The sequence below is a fragment of the Candidatus Omnitrophota bacterium genome, assembly GCA_021735655.1.
Taxonomy (GTDB): Bacteria; Omnitrophota; Gorgyraeia; order Duberdicusellales; family 4484-171; genus JAHKAJ01.
Genome location: JAIPGM010000002.1, coordinates 144,834 through 165,141, shown reverse-complemented (window position 1 = coordinate 165,141; position 20,308 = coordinate 144,834). Strand labels below are relative to the sequence as shown.

Below are 20,308 nucleotides of genomic sequence, written 5' to 3'. Positions count from 1 at the left end.
AATAGAACCTGTACCTAATCAAAGGGATTATATAATAGGCAGGAGTAATTTACAACCGAAATTTATAAAACTAGCTTAACTTACCTTTCCCCCCAAGTACCAGATACTGGTTTAAGGCCTTCTGCCGGCGTAGAAACTGATGAAGGATCCACCACTATCTCACCGATTTCTTTATCGGAAATAGCTCGATTCCAAATTTTAACGTCATCAATTAAACCATTAAAATCATAACTGGGAGACCAACTGCCGATGTAAGTATTGTCGCTAGGATCATCGGGATAAGTCATCGAAATCACATTAAATAATACCCCATCGACAAAAAAGCCAAGCTGACCATTTTTATGCAACCAAATAACATTCTGCCATTTACCAGTACTAATTAATCCTGGATGAGACCACTGCCAGACAGCATTATTATAAATACCCATATACCCTAAACCATGAGAAACAGCCAGATAGCTGTAGGGTGCCCCTCGATTAGAATCTTTACTAACAATGCCAGCATAATTTTTTAAAACCGTGGGATTAATCCAAGCACTAATCGTAAAAGAATCGCCTAAATCAAGGCTTAAATCACTACCACAATTAACATAATCATTGTTTCCGTCAAAATTCTTAGCCTGGCTGAATTTACCGGGAAGATAAGCAATATTCCCACTTTCAACTCCATGATTTCCCAAGCCACTCAAATCAGTCGCATCACCCTCAAATGGGTAGTAAGCAACTAGACCATTATTTGCTTCAATATATTCAGTTTTAATATCATCAGCACCCAAAGCACTGCTCCAAATTTTAACCTCATCAATCTGCCCAGGAAACCAATATGTATTTAAACTTGCCCGGGCACCAATACCGATCATCTGTGAGCCATCATTAGTCATACTCCCGGCATAGTTACCAGAGGCAACTTGAACACCGTCTCGATAAAGTCTTATGGTTGTACCATCATAAGAAGCTGCCAAATGGACCCAAGTATTCAGAGGGATCGCTACGGTCTGCTCGACTGCTCGCCAAACACCATTGACCTGAACATAAATTCGTGGATATTGACTAGAGCCGTTTTCATTCAGACAAAGCACAAAACCTTGATTTACTCCAGCTCCTTCCTTGTAGGAAACTATGCTTTCTCGGGCGCTGGTAGCGCCGGTTCGGTAAACCATAGCTGACACGGTCATTGTTTCAAAATTACCAAAACTGTTCACGCTGACGCAATCATTACTACCATCAAAAACAGCAGCCCGATCAGGCTCAGCTTCACTATAAGAAACGCCACCTTCTTCAGTTCCATGATTTCCATTCCCGCTAGCATCAGTTGCATTGCCCTCAAAAGGGTAATAGGCGACTAAACCGCTAGCTAAGTTTTTAATTTCAAAATCGAATAAAGGCCGATTGTAAATTCGGATATCATCAAGAAGCCCGGTAAAATAACCCCGGTCAGCCGAATGACCAAACCAAATTCGATCCGGCCAGGTGAAATCTGAGGTATGTTTTGATCCGGCAGCTACTGCTTTGCCATCAATATAAGTCCTTTGGGCAACACCAGATTTAAGCCACTGAACAACATGGTGCCACTTACTATCAGCATAATTCTCCCCTAGGGTATTGATAACCTGATTGCTCCAAACTCTTTGATAAGTATTACCAGCCCAAAGATAAAGATGCCGATCATGCCCGTTACTTCCGGCAGCTAATGAATATACACCATGCAAACCAGAATACGGATCACTAGTCTTAAACCAATAAGCAATTGAATAGTTAGTCCGTAACGCCCCGCCCCAAGGTAGGCTTGCTGAAGAAAGAACTTGCATGTAATCATTTCCGTCAAAGCTGGCCCCCCGGCCGAATTTGCCAGAAGTAAAGCTAAGGCCATTGGTAGTTGCGGTATTTCCGTTACCGCTTAGATCAGCGAGGCTATTTTCAAGAGGATAATAAGCAACTAAGCCGTTATTTCCAACCTCATTAGCATAAAGCCATTCAATTTCATCTACCCCTAAAGCTCGGTTCCAAATCTTAACTTCATCGACTCGACCATGGAAGTCATCTTGATTCCCGCTGGCCCCATTATCGCCGGAGCCACCAATAGCAAGATTGGCCGTACCATTAAAAATACCTCCAGCTTCACAGGTGTCAGTGTCTTTAAGACTACCATCAACATAAAGTCTACATAAAGAATCCGTATCACTATAAGTTCCGACTAGATGGTGCCATTGATTAAGGTTTAGGTTTCCAGCGACCGGGATCGAATTCTCTGCACCTCCTGGATCATTACCATCATTACTTATATGCCAGACAAGGGTATTTCCATTCTCAATTCTTATCCTATACTCCCGATTGTCATCCCAATTAGATTTAGTAGCAACAAAATTATAATCACCGCCGACACCAAAATCTTGAGCCCTAATCCAGGCTGAAACTGTCACCGCATTTAATCCAGATATGGACGGGTCATCATCAACAATTACACGATCATTAATACCATCAAAACTAGCAGCCTGGCCGACTTGTCCATCAGCGACAAAAGAAGCACCTCCTTGAGCTGTACCATCATTTCCTAAACCGCTTAAATCAGCCCAGCTATTATTTTCAAAAGGATAGTCAGCGACTAAGCCCTGCCTTATTGATTGGGCAGTCACCCCACCACGATAATTCTCGGCAATTTCATCAGCACTTAGAGCCTTGTTCCAAATCTTAACTTCATCGATGTAACCCCTAAAATCATAACCAGTACCACCGGAATACCAACTACCGATATAAGTATTATCATTGGGGTCATCGGTGTAGGCCATAGCACTTGTGCCTACCGGTGCCCCATCAATATAAAAATAAATTAGGTTATTCTGATAAACCCAGGTAAGATGAGACCAGTTATTAACTTGAATTAATCCGGGACTAGCTGCAGCCCACAGCCAACCACCACTATAAATCCCCATATACCCGGAACCATGAGAAACCGCCATATAACTATAAGGTGACCATCGATTAGAATCTTTAGAAACAACACCAGCATAGTTTTTTAAGGTAGTTGGATTAATCCAGGCGCTAATCGTAAAAGCGTTACTAAAATCAAGACTTGAATCGCTGCCGCAATCAACATAATCACCGCTTCCGTCAAAAAATTTAGCTCGACCGAACTTTCCAGTGCCATAAGAAACGTTTCCAAATTGAGTTCCGTGATTTCCGATGCCGCTTAGATCATTGGCATTCCCCTCAAAAGGATAGTAAGCGACCAAACCATCATTTCCTTCGATAAATTCGGCCCTAACTTCATCGGCAGTCAATGCTCGGTTCCAAATTTTAAGATCGTCAATTTGGCCATTAAAAGGATATCCTGCTCCACCGCCATAAGCTCCAATCCAAGACGTACCAGCCGGATTTGTATTGATTGTTCCGCTAAGGCCGCTAACCGTGGCTATTTCGTTACCATTACAATATATCTTCTTTGTGCCAGTTGCCGAAGTATAGGTAGCAGCAATATGATTGTATTGACCATCTACTGGACCGTTAGCATGATCGGTAGCTACAAGATTTACGGCAGAAAGGCCGTAGGTACGAAAATAAATTTGACTACTGCTTCCACCACCATTAAAAAATAACGAATACTGAGTATTAACGCTGTCATTGGTAGTTTTTTCAAACATAAACATATTAGCATCATAATTATCAGAATAGGTCCAACAAGAAATAGTCATATCTTGAAGATCAAAATTGCTTGTTGCCGGTATTAAGGCATAATCTCCGCTACCATCAAAATTTTTAGCCTGGTCAATTTTACCGGTAGAATAGGCAATGTCTCCGCCTTCGGTTCCGTTATTTCCATTACCACTAGCATCAAAGGCATTACCTTCAAAGGGGTAGTGGGCGATCGGGTCTGTGCGCCGGTTTTCTGCCTCAATCTCAGCTATATTCAGCGCCCGGTTCCAAATCTTAACTTCATCGATATAACCATTAAAATCATAAGCCGTGTGTCCTGAATACCAACTACCGATATAAGTATTATCATTGGGGTCGTCAGTGTCAAGCATAAGACTTGTGCCGACAAGTGCTCGGTCTACATAAAGTGTGACCGTACCAGATTGATGAACCCAAACAAGATGATGCCAAGTGTTGGCGCTGATCACCCCTGGGGCAGAGAACCGCCAGGCGGCATTATCAAAAATACCCATATAGGAACCATGAGTTACAGCCATATAACTGTAGGGAGACCATCTATTAGAATCTTTACTAACAATGCCAGCATAACTTTCTAAAACAGTAGGATTAACCCAAGCGCTAATGGTAAAAGAACCCCCTAAGTCCAAACTTGGATCAGTGCCGCAATCAACATAGTCACCGTTTCCGTCAAATCTTTTAGCTCGGCCAAATTTACCAACGCCATAGGCAATATTTCCAGCTTCAATTCCGTGATTTTCATAAATGCTTAAGTCAGTTGCATCGCCTTCAAAGGGGTAGTGAGCAACCAAGCTCGGATCAAGCGCAGCTACCGTAGGCCGTTGGAACTCGACCTCAATAATCCGATGGGCATCATCCACCCAGCCATGAGAAATAATCCATAACTTATCAGGATCAGCCGGAACAGTGTCTAAAACCCGAACCCAATATTGTCCTTCTCCGAGAGCTTCGGTTTCATCTAAACCAGTTGTATCTCCGCGATGTGGATCCTCATCCAAAAGAGTATCCATAGTCCAAGTATCCCAATTAGCAGTTAATTCGGTCTTAGCTCGTTCAATACCAGCCATAGCCAATTGATAAGCTTCAGCCCCCTTGCCCTGTTGATTGGCGGTTTTTATGCTGCTTATTGTACCGGTTATGACTATTGTCGTAATCATAGCAACAGCCAAAAGAACAAACCCGACATAAAGTAAAGTTTGGGTTTTGCTTGTTTTTAATTTCATCTTTCTAGGAAAATGTAAACCAAAAAGGCAGGTATGAAAAAATTTAAAATTAACGCCACTCTATCATCTATATCCCCCCATCGGGTGAAAGTTCTGAGAAAGAAGATAAAATCAGCTCTACCTCTAAATTACGCTCATCTCCGGTAACTTCCGGTATTTTAAAAAAAGGTGTCCCGGCGATAGGCTCACCGAGTGGGGCGTCGGAATCAATACGCTTAATCACAAAACCTCGGATAACTAATAACGGTTCAGCAACTGATAGCTCCTCTAAAATTTTCATTAAATTTTCATAATTACTTTTAAATTTATAAGAAAACTCCGTTTCCTTAAGCGTTTTAGAACCTACAGCACTTATGTCCTGGTCCTCATTAGAGCTAGACTGACCTTGAGAGCTAGACGGCTCGCTTTTCTTTTTGCTGATGATTAATGTGCCTCGAGCGCCAACCCTACTAATAATAATTCCGGCTTGCTGCATAGCTGCTACCGGCGGAATAGCATTGTAAGGGACCTTTCTTTCGAAATTTTCAGTGCTAAGATATAATTTTTCATTAGCAAACTTTCCAATCTTCGCACTTGCTGATTCTGCCTTTGCTTTTTTATCTTGTAAAACTTTAATCTGAGCATTGGTTTTTCGAATAGTGCTAAAAATAAAAAGATCAATAACAAAAACAAAAACCATAACAATAGCCACAACTATTACAAAGTTTTGTTTTAATGTCTCAAGGTTCAACTTGGGTATTTTTAACTGCTTTTTTTCACTCATTTTTTAACTCTAGTTCAAATTTAAATGGCCTTCTTGCTTTGACTGTAAAATCACTGTCAAAAGGCTGGAAAACCTCATCTTCAAGCGGTGGAACTTCGCTAAGCACAACCTTACTAAAAACACCTGATTTTGAAAGTTTTTTAATAAAAAGTTTAAGCTGCTCGATAGTATCTTCATAGCTTCCCTGAATCCAACCCTCACACTTTAAAGACTCCCCTTCATTCGAGCTTGAGCTACTACCTCGACTTCCGCGTTGTGCCCCGCGGCCACCTCCGGATGATGAACTGCCTTTAGTAATCTCACTTGTAGTTAAATAAGCATTGGTAGGTATATATTTAGCAATAGTCATAAACACTTTTCGCCGTGATTGATTTAGTTTACTTTTCGCTTCAACAAAAGCATTCTGAGCAGAAATCTCATTCTCAAGGGCTAAGATATCTTGCTCGGCTGCGACAACTTGGTTATATTCTTCCTCAGAAAATGTTTTAGTCTCGAACTTTTGTTTACTTTTGGCAGCTATAACTCCAAATAGCAAAAGACAAAGAATAACGATTAACCCTATAGCAACAAAGGTTAAAACCTGTTGAATCAATGACTTAACTGTTTCAGTCTGTTTTTCCTTTAAGGCCGACGAAGGTAAAAAGTTTAAGGTTTGCTTTTTTTCCTCAACTGATAAGGCTAAACCCAAAGAATTTGCAAAGAAATAGTTAGCCGCTGATCGTTCTTCCGGATTAATCCCCTCCAGTGAAAGCTTCTTTACCGAAGAAACATTGAACAATTCAACTTTTCCACCAACATTCTTTTTTAAAACATCAATATAAGGCGCTACCGAAAATATACCTCCGGTAAAATACACGCCCTCAATTGGCTTGCCGGCTGAAATTTCCTTATAGTAAGCAAAGGAACGCCTGATTTCTGAAACAAGGTATTCCCAGCTGGTGTTAACCACTTCCTGGGCTTCACGTTTCAAGAATAGCCGATGAGCTTCCTCCATTTCTATTTTTTTATCAGTTGAAATTGCTCGAATAAAATCTCGACTAGCAAAAAGAATTGTCCGTACTAAAGTCGGTATCGCTCCGGAAAAAATAACAATCGTGGTATTGGTGTAACCAATATCCACAAAACACCAGTTCTCCGGTAAATCCGAATAGTAACCTAAAGGATAGACCATTAAACTTGAAGCCGAGGAACCAACAAAACTCGGAGCAATGCCTCGATGCTCAAATAAAGAATAATGACGCAAAATATCAGCCTCAATTCCGGCCCCAGCCAAAACGCTAGTATGGTGAGCTTCTTTAGACTTTGGGTTTTTAATAACAACGTATCTTAAAATATCAGTGTCGGTGGGGGTCGGACGAATGGTTCTTTGGGCTTCGCTAATAATTGCTCTTTGCAAGTCAGAACGAGCCATGGCCGGTATTTCAAAAAAGGCAAAATTAGTAGTTGGCGAGGGAAGCCCGATAGCTAGTTGAGCCGCTTTAATTTTATTTTGCGGCACGAGTGAAAAAAGTTTTTCAAAAAAAGCCTCCTCATCAAATTCATCTTCTCTTTGATAAGGTGTCGAAAAGTGCTTTAAACTAGTAACTTCTAACACATTGCGCTTTGGCTCAGCAATAGCAATCTTAGTTAGACAGGCACCAATATCAACGGCTATAATTTGCTTCATCTTAACCTACTTTTGATAAAAGTTGCGTCAATGGTAAAAATACAATAAAAGCAAGGGCCATAACTGCTACTCCCAAACCAACAATTATTAAAGGTTCTAAAATTGCAAATACAGCACTAATTATTCTCGGTATCTCCTTGTCGTAAAACTTACAAGTCTTGTTAAAGCCTTCGGATAAGTCACCAGCATTTTCACCAACGTGAACCATGCGAACCATAAAACTCGGAAATACATTAGTGCCAGAGAGTGCGGCCGACAACTCACCACCAGTGAATACACTCTTCTTAACCATATCCACAGCCGACTCTAAATATTTATTTCCTATAGTTTGGCGTACCATCTCAAGAGTCGTTACAATTGGTATCCCGTTAAACAAACAAAGATAGGTCGAACGAGCAAAACGTGAAACGCATAACTTGTAAACAACATCACCGAAAATCGGCACTTTAAGTTTATACTTATCATAAATCAAAGCTAAAGCATAAAACTTCTTTATTAATAATTTTACCACAAATACTAATAAAAAGATACCCCCCAACATCCAGTACCAAGTTTTTTCAGCCAATTTACTAAAAGACATTGCCAATTGAGTAACCAATGGCAACTCGGCGCCAAAATCAGAGAATAAAGTTTCGAATTTAGGAAGAACAAAAACAACTATTACCAGTACAGCTAACAACATAATAACTGAAAGAATAATCGGATATATTGCTAAACCTTTAATCCTTCCCTGAAGGTCTTGCTGCCATTCCAAATAATCAGACATCTGTTCAAGGGCAGCCCCCAATCTTCCGGTTGCTTCTCCACCGGCTACAACCGCTCGGTACAATTCAGTGAATATCTTCGGATGAAGCGAAAGAGCATCGCGAAAAGTACCACCAGCCTCAACATAGCTCTTAATACTAACGAGAATACTTAACTGGTCTAGTTCCGAAGTATCCCCAATCAAAGTAGTCATCGATTCAAGCAAGGGTATACCGCCATTTAAAAGAGCGGCTAGGTTCCGAGTAAGAGCAAGGGTATCCTTCTTTTTAATCTTTACTGTCTTACCTTTCTTGAGACTGCTTACCTCATCAGCTGATATAAAGATGTAGCCCAACTTTGATAAATCTTCGGCTAATAGCTTACGATCTCCGGCAATTGAAAAGCCTTTCACTTTTTTTCCTAGTCTATCTCTTACTACATATTTATAAGCTGGCATTATTTATCCTTGTTTTTAAAATAAAATTTACTTTTACCTTTCCCCCCAAGTTCCAGATACTGGTTTGATGCCAGTTGTTGTAGCTTGCGACGCTGAAGCTAACTCGATAATTTCACTAACCGAAAGAGCCCGATTCCATACTTTAACTTCATCAATTAAACCGTTGAAATAATAATTATTATAGTTGCTATAAAAACGTCCAATTACAGCCTGGGCACCAGGATTTTGTGTCGGAGGAAAAGTATCGGTTGCTGACTGCTGAACGCCATCTAAATAAGTATAGCGCGTTCCATTGTGTACGACAACCGCTAAATGATGCCATTCATTAACTGGTGGATTAGCATTAACATATAAATATTGATAAGAGGCACCCTGGAAAGCAATAAAAGAAAATATGGCGCTGCCTTCAACCAACCCCCAGCCACCATTATAAGGATAAGTCTGACGACTAATAATCGTACCATAATTACTAAATTGACGAGCATTGAACCAAGCTGAAACCGTAAAATTATCAGTGAGGTTAAGTTCGTTAGCCACTCCTAAATTAATATAGTCATTTCCGTCTAGATCAGCTGCCCGGCCGATTTTTCCAACAGCAAAAGATGGATTTCCTACCGGAGTTCCATGATTTCCAATTCCGCTTAAATCATCCCAGTTATCTTCAAAAGGATAGTAAGCAATCGGGCCGTTATTTCCAGCAATAAATTCGGCTTTAATTTCATCAGCGTCTAAAGCCAAACTCCAAATTTTAACTTCATCAATTTGGCCAGGGAAATAATGCGTATTCAAACTGGCCCGGGTACCGATACCAGTTGTTTGTGATCCGGTATTGGTCATACTCCCAGCATAATTTCCGGAAGCAACTTGAGCTCCGTTTCGATAAAGTACTATCGACGAACCATCATAAGAAGCTGCCAAATGAACCCAAGTATTCAGAGGTATCGCCACGGCCTGCTCGACTGCTCGCCAAACACCATTGACCTGAACATAGATTCGCGGATATTGACTGGAGCCGTTTTCGTTCAAACAAAGCACAAAACCTTGACTTACCCCATCCCCTTCCTTGTAAGAAACTATGCTTTCTCGAGTAGCAGTAGCCGAAGTCCGATAAATCCAAGCCGACACTGTCATCGTAGCAAAAGAACCAAAATTATTCACACTCACATAATCATTGTTGCCATCTAGGCTAACCGCCTGATTTACCTTACCAGCAACAAAGGAAGCACCGTTTTGTGGAGTACCGTCATTTCCAGCACCGCTTAAATCACTGGTATTACCGTCAAAAGGGTAGTAGGCAACTAGACCATCGCCGGCCTCACAGCTATTGTCCTGATCAACCAATGCCTGAACTTCAGCACCAGATAAAGCCCGATCATAAAGTTTAACTTGATCAATTGAACCTCGAAAGTACTGATGATACCCAGCATAACCTACTGTCAACGGGTCAGCACTGGTAACCGGAGTACCAGCGCAGTTACAACTATGTACTTCTTGTCCATCAACATACAACCTAGCCCAAGGATAATCAAAAACACACATCGCATGATGCCATTGATTATAAGGAATGATCGTTGCTCCGGCATTAGTCCAACAATTGCACCACCATCCTGGCATCAACCACTGACAGAGCATGCCACCGCTGGTGAATCTCCACAAACCATAGTTCCTAGCACCTGAACTGCCTTTACCAATAATCCTTGCCCAGTCACCGGGATCTGCAGTTGCATAAATCCAACCGCCAAAACTATGTCGCAAGCCGAATCTTAAATCAAGAGCATCTGAAATTGAAATATAATCATTACCATCAAGACTAGCCGCCTGACTACATTTACCGTTAGTGAATGTAGCTCCGATTACTGTCCCATCGTGGCCACCATTAGGACTAGCATCAGTAGCACTACCCTCAAAGGGATAGTCAACAACTAAGCCAGCTGCTTGACCGCCTTGTTCAAAAAATAACTCGCTAATTTCCCGGGAGCTTAATGCCCGATTCCAAATCTTAACTTCATCAATAGAACCCCGCCAATGATAAGTCGGTGCGGCAGAACTTCGACGCCCGATTCTCAACGGAGACCCAGAGTCACGAGTGGTATTTCCAGATTGGTTACTCGTCAACTGTAGTACTCCGTTAATATATTCTTTTATCTGTGCCCCATCCCAAGTAGTAACTACATGAGTCCATTGATTAAGCGGTAGGTGACCGGCACCAGTACCAGCAGTCCACCACCAACCGTTGGTATCGGTCCGAATTGCACTTCTTAGTCCGTTAGAACTCCAGGCAGTCTCATATTCATTTTCTTTATTTACAATAATATCATAATCAGCTATTCCAGCCACTGGATATATCCATGAGGATATAGTCAAAGCCGACAAAGTCGTTATGGTCGGGTCATTAGCTACGTCTACATAGTCATTAGATCCGTCAAAGCTGGCTGCCTGATTAATTTGACCACTAACAAAGGTAGCCCCTTGATTTACTCCATTGTTGTTTCCGGTTTCATCAATAACATTATTTTCAAATTTATAATAAGCAACCAGACCAGCTGACGATGCCGCAGCAGCCTGGTTTTCAAGCTCTAAAACAACTATTCGATGACTGTCGCCAAACCACCCGTGTGAGATTAGCCTCACTCCCTTAGTGCCCACGTCTTCTACACGAACCCAATATTGCCCCTCGCCAAGAGTTTTAGTTTCATCGAGACCAACTTCACCACGATGATGAATATTGTCATCGCCAATGTCCATGGTCCAATTGTTCCAATCAGAGTTCAAGCCAACCTTAGCCAATTCAAGACCAGCCTGAGCTAACTGATAAGCTTCAGCCCCTTTTCCTTGCTGTCGAGAGACTTTCAGCTTATTTGTTGTGCTGGTCATTACTAAGGCCGCAATCATGGCAACGATCAAAAAAACAAAACCAACATAAAGCAAAGTCTGAGCTTTTTTACAATTACCCTTAATAAATACCCCTTGGTTAATCACAACCAGCTCCCTGCTCATATAAAGCTCTAACTTCCAAAGGCCCTAAACCCCAATCCCAAATTTTAAGATCATCAATTTGACCGTTGAAATAATTACCTGCTCCGCCATCTAAGCTCCTACCTACGTATAGCATTGTATTATCGATTATCTGATCTCCGCCAGATGACCCACTGGCCCTTTCTACTCCATTTATATATGTCCGGGCTGTAGTACCATCATTAGTAATTACAACATGATTCCATTCATTCCAAGCTATCGAACCAGCAGGAGTATTTGGCACTCCTGCATTTGTACTTGCGGCATTGTGGAATCGATGATGAATCAGGCCTGAATTATGGAGCCAAATGTTATAATTCCTTCCAGGCTTTCCAACGATCCCCTTCCAAACTTCACTCGGTACCCCATTTGGTCTTATCCATATCGATACAGTGTAATGGCTTATCCTCAAAGCAGAAGAATCAGCTACACTTACATAGTCTCCAGTTCCATCGAAAATTTTAGCCTGACCAATTTGACCAGTAATATAAGCAATATCTCCGCCTTCGGTTCCGTGATTTAAAGATCCACTTAAATCATTAGCATCACCTTCAAAAGGATAATCGGCAACTAACCCTTGAGAGAAATCAATTACATCATTTAAAGCTGTTGTCTGGGCTCTTAAAACCTGGCTATTGTCGGATGGGGAACTCTGGGTAGTAAGAATAGTCATAAATTGTTGTCGACCGATACAATATTTAAACATCTCTAGAAGATTAGGCGAATTATCGGGATCTACCGGGTTATCAACTAAAAAAGTAGTCAACTCCTGTCGAGTAGTATTTGCCACCTGAAAAGAAGTTTCAAAATCAACATTGCAAGTATTATCAACTCCGCGATATAAAGTCGTATTGTCCCCATAAGCAGTAATCGGAATAGCCGTAGTAGTAAACCCTCTCCAGTACCAAACATAAGGGTTATCAGCACAAAGATCGGCCGCGTCTATTCCATCATGATCAATGTCACTTTCAAAGGTAACCAGATCAAAATTAGCAAAAGGAGCAGGACTAACCGTAAAATTAACCCCCCAACGAGCCTCATTAACCATGTATTCAATGGCCCAGTTAGCGTTTCGGCTGGTTTCAATCTCATCAGACAGCTTTGCTCCTGAGCGACCAGTAGTAAATAAAATAGAACCGGCTGTCACAGCAATTACCGCAAAAATAGTTATAACCGTAACTGCTTCAATTAAAGTTATCGAAACCTTTTTTCTGTTTAGTCTGTTCATTAATACACTGACTTTTGAGTCGTAACCGTTATGGAATCATCGTCTGCACCATCTTGATTGAAATCCCAAGCTACAGTCACCCGGACACGCGCCAGTTCACCAGGAAGATCATCAGGATCGCCGTCAACTGGATCAACCAAATCAGCATCAAGATCCCAAGAACCTTGAACCAAGCGCCTAAAATAATCATATTGATCAGTGGTGTTAATCGGATTAGGATCAAAGCCTAGATCACCATAAGTTGCGTTACCATTAATAGTTGCCGACCCAAGCTCAACTAAACCAGGGGTAGTTATCCAAATACCGGCAGTTTGATTTGTGTAAAGATTAGCATAAAAATTATCAGTCAAATTAGTCGCTTGTAGCTCTTCAATCATTTCCTGGGCTAAACGGTAGGCCATTGATTTTCGGTTTGAGTTATGGATTCTTTGAAACGCACTACTAACCATCGGAACAATACCGGCGATAACTAATCCTAAAACAGTTATAGTTACTGCAATTTCAATAAGGCTAAAGGCTTTTCTAAAAGATTTAATCATAGTCGCTCCCAGCTTATATGACCGGTTAAGTTACGAATAGTTACATTTGCTACAGCACTACCCTTTTGCAATTGAATGGTTACCGGATCGCTAATCGTAGTATTAAGATTACCTTGAGGAGTCATAAAAGATAAATTAAGCAAAGTAACCGGTCCGCCAAGACCAGGAATTAAGGTGATCCGATCAACGGACAAAATCCTTCTTTTTACCACTGTCTCTACCGGAGGTACTGTAAGATCGTCAGGATCAATGGTATATATAATGTAGGTAACATTATCGGCAAAAGTAATAGCATTGTCAGAATTAATATCAAAATCAACCTTGTAATGAAAGTGGGTTGAAATTGACATCGACTTAGCCCAAGCTAGGTCACCGGTTAACTTCTGAACTTCATTTTCTAACTCACGCGGTGCAAGGGTCGACAAAGAAACTCCGACCGTCACTGAAACCAAAGCAATAATCGCCACAACCACTACAATTTCAACTAAACTAAATCCTGATAAAAAATTAGTTCGCTTTAACATTTTATGGTTATCATCCATTTTATTTTTTACAGCTCGAACAACTTTTCTTTGGCTCAATTGGATCAGTTTCCTTGGTGTCAGCCTCAACTCTCTTACCGAACCTACTTCTTATCTTCCCTGACTCAGTGCCAAGATAATAGCCTCCACCAAAAGGATCATTAGGTATCTCCGAGATAAAATTCCGATCAACCAACTCAGCTAAATTATTCGGGAGACGCTGATAGCGATCCTTAAACTGCTCAACTTTATCCTGCAAAACAACCATATTCTTCAACCACTCGATTTTAAGCTTCAACCATTTTAACTGATCCGGATCGCTGACTGACTCAAGCAAACCTTCTAGATACATCAATCCCAAGCGCACTTCACCGGCTCGATAATAAAGCATCGGCTGATTACTCTTTAAATAATTAGGTGCTTCGGGGAAAAGTGAAGCCTTACGATAAAACTCAGCCGCAGAAAGATAATCATCCAAAAGATAATAATTAAAGCCAATCCAGTAAGGTATTTGCCAATAACTCGGACTTTGAGTAAGGCCAAACTTCAAAAATTCATTACCTTGCTTTATCTCTTCTTTGCTATTTACTATTGCTGATCCGGCAAAAAAGTAAGCTTGAAGCATATCCGGATCAAGCAAAACCGCAGCCTTAAAAACTTCTTGAACCCACTTAATTCTTTCTTTCCTACTTTTAAATTCATCGCTAATTGCTAAAACTCCACGAATATAGTAAGTATCAGCAATTATATTTTTAAATCCGCCTTTAATACTCCTCAAAAACTCAGCCGGAGGCACAAAAAGAATACGCTCTTCAATCGCCGGAGTTGCGGTTTGTAAACTCGAGGACAAAAAAGGAATAGCCACAAGACAAAAGCTAAAGAGAAGACAAGTTAATATTCCTTTTTGTGAAAAATGAATAAGTTTATTAGCCATAGAAATAAACAGTATACTCCTATATACAAACTAACGCCCAAAAGGTTAGTCAGGGAGGGGAGTTTTCCATACACAGCAAGTGACTTTATATCTAACTTATCCATATTAGGAAGGAAAAGATAAATACCCTTCATCATAACTTTCTGAATTTGGCTTCCGTAAGCCTTAACAATGGCCAAGGCCGAAGGTAAGAGCTCGGCTGCAGTATAAACAAACAATAAAGAAAGCAATGATGTAGTCGCTGATGAAAACAAAGTTGAAAATAAGGAAGCAAAAAAGATAACCACAACTATCTTTAAAAATATCGGATACAAAGCAACTAGAACTGCCCAATTAAAGGCCTTGTTTAAATAAAGAAGACAGGCGAAACCTAGGCCGGATAAAATAAGATATAACCCTGAGAGCAAAATATAGCCAAATATTTTTCCACCGAGACAAACACTAGGCGAAAAATTCGAAAGATAAACTTCAAAAATCCGGTTCTCTTTTTCACGAAAAAAACTAAAAGTAAAACTAAAAATTATTAGAATTATCGCTGTCAACTCAATACCAACCAGACCGGCATCACGCAAAACTCGATCAACATGCCCAACCGACAGCTTCCCGAGAAAAATACAAAATAAAAGATAGAAAATAAAAAAGAAAACTACACCTAAAAAAAACTTATCCCGTACTGCTTCTTTAAAATTAAGAAAAGCTACTGACAAAAACTTTTTCATCTTGACTCAACCTCTTTTAAAAAAGCTTCTTCCAAAGAAGATGCCTTATGCTTGGCTAGAATTTCAGAAACCCCGGTAGAGCAAGTAATAACCCCCGAGTTAAGAATTGCAATATGTGCTTTTAACTGCTCCATCTGCGAAAGAATATGCGATGAAAAGAATATTGTTTTACCCTTTTGGTTAAGATCAACAATTATTTTTAAAACTTGTTTTTGACCTAAAGGGTCTAACCCCAAAGTTGGCTCATCCAAAATAATCACTTCCGGATCTTTAAGCAGGCAAGTTGCCAAACCTAAACGCTGAATCATTCCTCGCGAATAGGCCCGAATAAACTTGCGGCCATGCTTAGCTAAACCAACCAGATCAAGTAATGACTCAATATCTGATGATTTTAAGTTAAACCCAGAACCTAAAATTTTAAGGAACTCAAAACCTTTAAGGTTTTTTGGGGGTAGGAAATTTTCCGGCAAAAAACCGAAATTTTTCTGTATGTCTTCCGGCTGGCAAATTTTGTCTTTAAAATAAATCTCACCGGTATCAACCTTTAATAGCCCTAAAATTGAACGAATGAGGGTTGTTTTTCCGGCACCATTAATTCCCAAAAGGCCAAAAATCTCACCCTTTTGTATTTTGAGATTAATACCTTTTAATACTTCCGTTTTTTTAAATTTTTTCGAAATTCCCGACAATGAAAGTAATGAAGTCATGATTGTTAGTTAAACCTAATTATCTATAGTACTAGAAATATTATAACGAAAACCAGTTAACTGGTCAACAGAATAAGTTAATTTTGACGAAGTATTTCGTCGGTAGCAACCAATAAATAGCTATTTCCGGTTTCAGCGGTGCTCCAACGAAATTCACCACAAAGATGACCAACGGTATTACCATTACCACACCCTACACCTGCGGTCGATACGCCGTCAAGACTCTCTTCCATAAGTATTCTAATGCTTAGTGGTATATCGTCCAAAGTAATAAAGGCTGAATCAGGGATACTTGGATTAGAATTGATATTACTATCAGCATCTGACCAAGTAATAAAATTACCGACTCTAAGAACATAACTTCCACCCCAACGATTCCTTGCCGGCCATCTCTCAATGTAAGGCCCAGCCCAGCCAGCATAACTACCGCCAACGCAATCAGTGTTAATCGAAAGTGCGCCGTGACAATTATCCCTCGGAAAAACACCAGTATCATTTTCAAAGGCGATAGTTGAAGTTTTTATTGCCTGCCAATCAGCAACAGTTGCTGAACGATTAGCATTGTCAATAACCTTCAAAGCATTAGGCGTAATAATACCAGCTAAAACAGTAATAATAGCAATAACCACCACCATTTCAATAAGAGTAAAACCTTTTCTCATCCTACACCTCCTAAAGATACTTAATGCTTTCGATAACTCAACTCATAAAATTATCTATCCATATATATTATAAACTAAATATTAAATAAAACAACTACATTTGGTAATTGAATCTAAAGTGAAGCTCCTCGGTCTAAAGACCGAGGCTTCCTCCCGAACAGAAAACAATGTACATTCATCCCTCGGGCTAAAGCCCGGGGATTTCTGCGAGGGATTAAATGTGGCTTAGTACTGAATTGTTGTCACTGAAAAAATAAAGCCCCCTCTTTTGAGGGGGCTTTATAATGTAAACTAAAATTACCTTAGTTTAGAACTGCTGCATCAGTTGAAATTAACATGTACTCATTAGTAGAGTAACGATGTTGTCCAGTTAGATTACCAAGGTTAGTACCAGATGGCTCACCATCGATCTGTGTATCCAATCTTGCAAGCACGTCTACTGGTGTACCATTCATAGTAAGATATCTTCCCAAATCTTGTACATCGGCAGCTGTGGCAGTATTATCAGATCCACTCCACAGAATGTCATCATTATTGGTGATGTTGTAAATTCCACCCCAACGGGTTCTTGACGGCCACTGTTCTAGATATGGTCCATCCCAACCAGAAATACTGCTAGCAGCCGTAGCAACTGCACAACTAGTAGCGCTGAGTCTGTTAGACATAAAAACCGCATCACAACCACTAATTGGCCAAATGCCAGTATCAGCATAGAGAGACATAGCAGCAGTCTTAATTGCTCTAAAATCACCTATGGTTGCTGAGCGACTAGCCTTTTCAATTGCCTTAAAGGCATTGGGAGCGATAATTGCTGCTAAAATAGCAATAATAGCTATAACAACAATCAACTCAATAAGGGTAAAACCTTTGCGCATTTTTGCACCTCCTTTTGGTTTGTCCCTACAAAATAAAAAAAGCACCTATCTATTTTTAACTTCCTACAATAGAAGTATAACAAAAATAATAAAAAAGAACAACTTATTTTATTGCAATATTAAAAACCAAAACCAACTTCAGAAAAAGCAATATTATAGTCAGATTGATTTTGCAATAGGTCGCCGTCAGAACAAACGTCCCGATGGCGATCGATAGTATTCGTTTCAAATCGATTTACCGCTAGAACAGCAGTAAGATTATCTCCCCCTGGATTCCCAGCATGCGGATACATCGGACCAACACAATTAGCCATCGGAGTGGGATAAGTCGGAGGTTCAGTTATAATCCAATTGACCGAAGTCGGCATTTCATAGGCATGGATAGGATCATAAGTATAATAAAAGTAATTAGGATTATTATCAAATGACGGATCATGCGGAACCGGACCATGGATGTAGGTTCTCAGCAGTACATCTACCCCGCCATCATTACGAACCTCAGCACCAGAATTCACACAACCACCACTCGTCGGCACTATTCCTCTACCAACAATACCAAGGCATTCACCACCACCAGTTATAAGAGCACTATCGGTAACACCTGGGTAGTGGCCATTGTCATCATAAAAACTTTCAAAAGCCAAAGCCAAAACCTGAATATCGGAGATACGTTTTGAGTCGCGGGCTTTTTTTAGGTAAAGCCGGACATTCGGAATAGAAATCGTAGCCAGAATCGTAATTATTGCAATAACTACCGACAATTCAATTAAAGTGAAACCTAACCTTTTTTTATCAAATTTACTATAAAACATGTATTCTCCTTGCCCTGATTTTAGTTTACCACACTTTTATTTATCCTTCAACCTCTTGAGTAACCCGGTAAATTTCCTCAACCGTAATTAGACCAGCTAAAAGCTTCTCTAGGGCCGCCTCCCTTAAGCTAATTAACCCTTCCTTGGCGGCAGTAGCCCTTATTTCATTAGCTGGAGCTCGGCTAAGCACCAAAGGTTGAAGGGCCGGTGTATTATCTAAAAGCTCATAAATACCTAAGCGCCCCTTATAACCGGTCTTATTGCAAATCTTACAGCCTACGGCCCGAGCAAATTTCTGACCGGGTTTAATTTGACCTTCAAGACGTAAAGTTTTAATTAAGGTTTCATCAGGCTCATACTCTTCTTTACACTTATCGCAAACCTTTCGCACCAAGCGCTGGGCTAAAACACCTAAAAGAGAACTAGATACTAAGAATGGCTCAACCCCCATCTCAACCAAACGGCTAAAAGCCGAAGGTGAATCATTGGTGTGCAAGGTCGATAAAACTAAATGTCCAGTTAGGGCAGCCTGAACAGCAATTTCAGCAGTCTCAAGATCACGAATTTCTCCAACCATGATAATATCTGGATCTTGCCGCAAAAAACTTCTCAAAGCACCAGCAAAGGTAAGTCCAATTGCTGAGTTTACGCTCACTTGCCGCATACCATGAAACTGATATTCAACCGGATCTTCAACGGTCATGACATTAACATCTTCATTATTTAATTGTTGGAGCACAGAATAAAGAGTAGTAGTTTTTCCTGAACCAGTAGGTCCGGTTACTAAAATTATCCCGTAAGGAGAGGTAAACATTTTCTTGAACCGCTCAAGATCATTTCCCGGAAAACCCAAAGCCTCCAAGCTTAAAGACAGGCCACTTTTGTCAAGTACCCGCAAAACAGTATTTTCTCCGGAAACCGTAGGACAAGTTGAAACTCTAAAATCTATATCCCTTCCTTCAACCCGCATTCGGATTCTTCCATCCTGAGGAAGACGTTTCTCAGAAATATCAAGATTCGATAAAATTTTAATTCGTGAAGTAACTGCTCCCTGGAGAGTTTTAGGTAAAACATATTGCTTATGTAACATCCCATCTAAACGATAACGAATATTAACCGTATTTTTTTCCGGCTCAATATGAATATCAGAAATTTTCTCATGAACCGCATGAGTAATCAACATGTTAACTAACTTTAAAATTGCCATTTCCTGCTTTGAATCACCTTTCTGCAATTTCTCGATATCAAGACCAGCCAGCATTGTATCGACTGATCCGGAAGATTGATAGTGCTGTTCAATGGCCCAAAAAATATCGCCTTCGGTTGCCGCCAAAGGATTTATTTGAAAACTAGTTTGGCGTCTAAGCTGGTCAATAGCAACCACATCATTCGGGTTAGCCATTGCAACCGACAAGGAATTTCCGGTTTTAAACAACGGCATTAATTTATGCTTTCTCGCTTCCTCTTCGGTTACCATTGACAATATTTGAGGATCAATCACGTAATCGGATAAACTTACAGTTTCAATCTCCATCTGATGAGCTAAGGCAATATTAATTTCCTCAGCCCTGACCCAACCACGCTCAATCAGAATTTCACCTAAACGTTGATGGGTTACTTTCTGATCAGACAAAGCCTGACGCAAAATATCATCGGTAATCACCTTTTGCCCAATCAGAATTTCACCAAGCTTTTTCCTTGATTGAGCTTCTTTGCCGGGTGGTTTTCCGGGTACAGCTGGTTGTGGTGGTTGTTCTGGCATAATCTAATTATC

Annotated in this window: 15 protein-coding genes; all 15 read right to left on the bottom strand. The window is 40.4% G+C overall.

Annotated elements, in window-relative coordinates:
- Positions 1–80: 80 nt before the first annotated feature.
- The 15 genes from K9L86_01865 to tadA all read right to left on the bottom strand — a co-directional run bounded on the left by K9L86_01865 (position 81) and on the right by tadA (position 20,296).
- Positions 81–4,892, bottom strand: a complete 4,812-nt coding sequence (locus K9L86_01865) for a LamG domain-containing protein (protein ID MCF7907608.1) — start codon at positions 4,890–4,892, stop codon at positions 81–83.
- A gap of 67 nt (positions 4,893–4,959) precedes the next feature.
- Positions 4,960–5,655 (bottom strand): hypothetical protein, encoded by a 696-nt coding sequence (locus K9L86_01860; protein ID MCF7907607.1) that lies wholly within the window; start codon positions 5,653–5,655, stop codon positions 4,960–4,962.
- On the bottom strand, positions 5,648–7,321 hold the full coding sequence (gene pilM / locus K9L86_01855) for a pilus assembly protein PilM (GenBank protein ID MCF7907606.1): 1,674 nt from the start codon (positions 7,319–7,321) through the stop codon (positions 5,648–5,650). The genes K9L86_01860 and pilM overlap by 8 nt, the downstream gene beginning before the upstream one ends.
- Before the next feature lies 1 nt (position 7,322).
- A complete protein-coding gene (locus K9L86_01850) occupies positions 7,323–8,522 on the bottom strand; it encodes a type II secretion system F family protein (GenBank protein ID MCF7907605.1) in 1,200 nt (399 codons plus the stop codon).
- Positions 8,523–8,555: 33 nt separating this feature from the next.
- Positions 8,556–11,501: a LamG domain-containing protein gene (locus K9L86_01845; GenBank protein ID MCF7907604.1), complete on the bottom strand. Its 2,946-nt coding sequence runs from the start codon at positions 11,499–11,501 to the stop codon at positions 8,556–8,558.
- Positions 11,494–12,765, bottom strand: a complete 1,272-nt coding sequence (locus tag K9L86_01840; GenBank protein ID MCF7907603.1) for a LamG domain-containing protein — start codon at positions 12,763–12,765, stop codon at positions 11,494–11,496. The genes K9L86_01845 and K9L86_01840 overlap by 8 nt, the downstream gene beginning before the upstream one ends.
- Positions 12,765–13,304, bottom strand: coding sequence for a type II secretion system GspH family protein (locus tag K9L86_01835; protein ID MCF7907602.1), 540 nt, complete (start codon positions 13,302–13,304; stop codon positions 12,765–12,767). Before K9L86_01835 ends, K9L86_01840 begins: the two co-directional genes overlap by 1 nt.
- The gene (locus K9L86_01830; GenBank protein ID MCF7907601.1) at positions 13,301–13,846 is read right to left on the bottom strand and encodes a prepilin-type N-terminal cleavage/methylation domain-containing protein; all 546 of its coding nucleotides are present in this window, start codon (positions 13,844–13,846) and stop codon (positions 13,301–13,303) included. The genes K9L86_01835 and K9L86_01830 overlap by 4 nt, the downstream gene beginning before the upstream one ends.
- A gap of 1 nt (position 13,847) precedes the next feature.
- Positions 13,848–14,759: a hypothetical protein gene (locus tag K9L86_01825; GenBank protein MCF7907600.1), complete on the bottom strand. Its 912-nt coding sequence runs from the start codon at positions 14,757–14,759 to the stop codon at positions 13,848–13,850.
- A complete protein-coding gene (locus K9L86_01820) occupies positions 14,717–15,478 on the bottom strand; it encodes a hypothetical protein (protein MCF7907599.1) in 762 nt (253 codons plus the stop codon). Before K9L86_01820 ends, K9L86_01825 begins: the two co-directional genes overlap by 43 nt.
- On the bottom strand, positions 15,475–16,185 hold the full coding sequence (locus tag K9L86_01815) for an ABC transporter ATP-binding protein (GenBank protein ID MCF7907598.1): 711 nt from the start codon (positions 16,183–16,185) through the stop codon (positions 15,475–15,477). The genes K9L86_01820 and K9L86_01815 overlap by 4 nt, the downstream gene beginning before the upstream one ends.
- A 77-nt stretch (positions 16,186–16,262) precedes the next feature.
- Positions 16,263–16,847 (bottom strand): type II secretion system GspH family protein, encoded by a 585-nt coding sequence (locus tag K9L86_01810; protein MCF7907597.1) that lies wholly within the window; start codon positions 16,845–16,847, stop codon positions 16,263–16,265.
- A gap of 302 nt (positions 16,848–17,149) precedes the next feature.
- Positions 17,150–17,722, bottom strand: coding sequence for a prepilin-type N-terminal cleavage/methylation domain-containing protein (locus tag K9L86_01805; GenBank protein ID MCF7907596.1), 573 nt, complete (start codon positions 17,720–17,722; stop codon positions 17,150–17,152).
- 119 nt (positions 17,723–17,841) lie between these two features.
- Positions 17,842–18,534 (bottom strand): prepilin-type N-terminal cleavage/methylation domain-containing protein, encoded by a 693-nt coding sequence (locus K9L86_01800; GenBank protein MCF7907595.1) that lies wholly within the window; start codon positions 18,532–18,534, stop codon positions 17,842–17,844.
- 40 nt (positions 18,535–18,574) lie between these two features.
- Positions 18,575–20,296, bottom strand: coding sequence for a Flp pilus assembly complex ATPase component TadA (gene tadA / locus K9L86_01795; protein MCF7907594.1), 1,722 nt, complete (start codon positions 20,294–20,296; stop codon positions 18,575–18,577).
- Positions 20,297–20,308 lie beyond the last annotated feature (12 nt).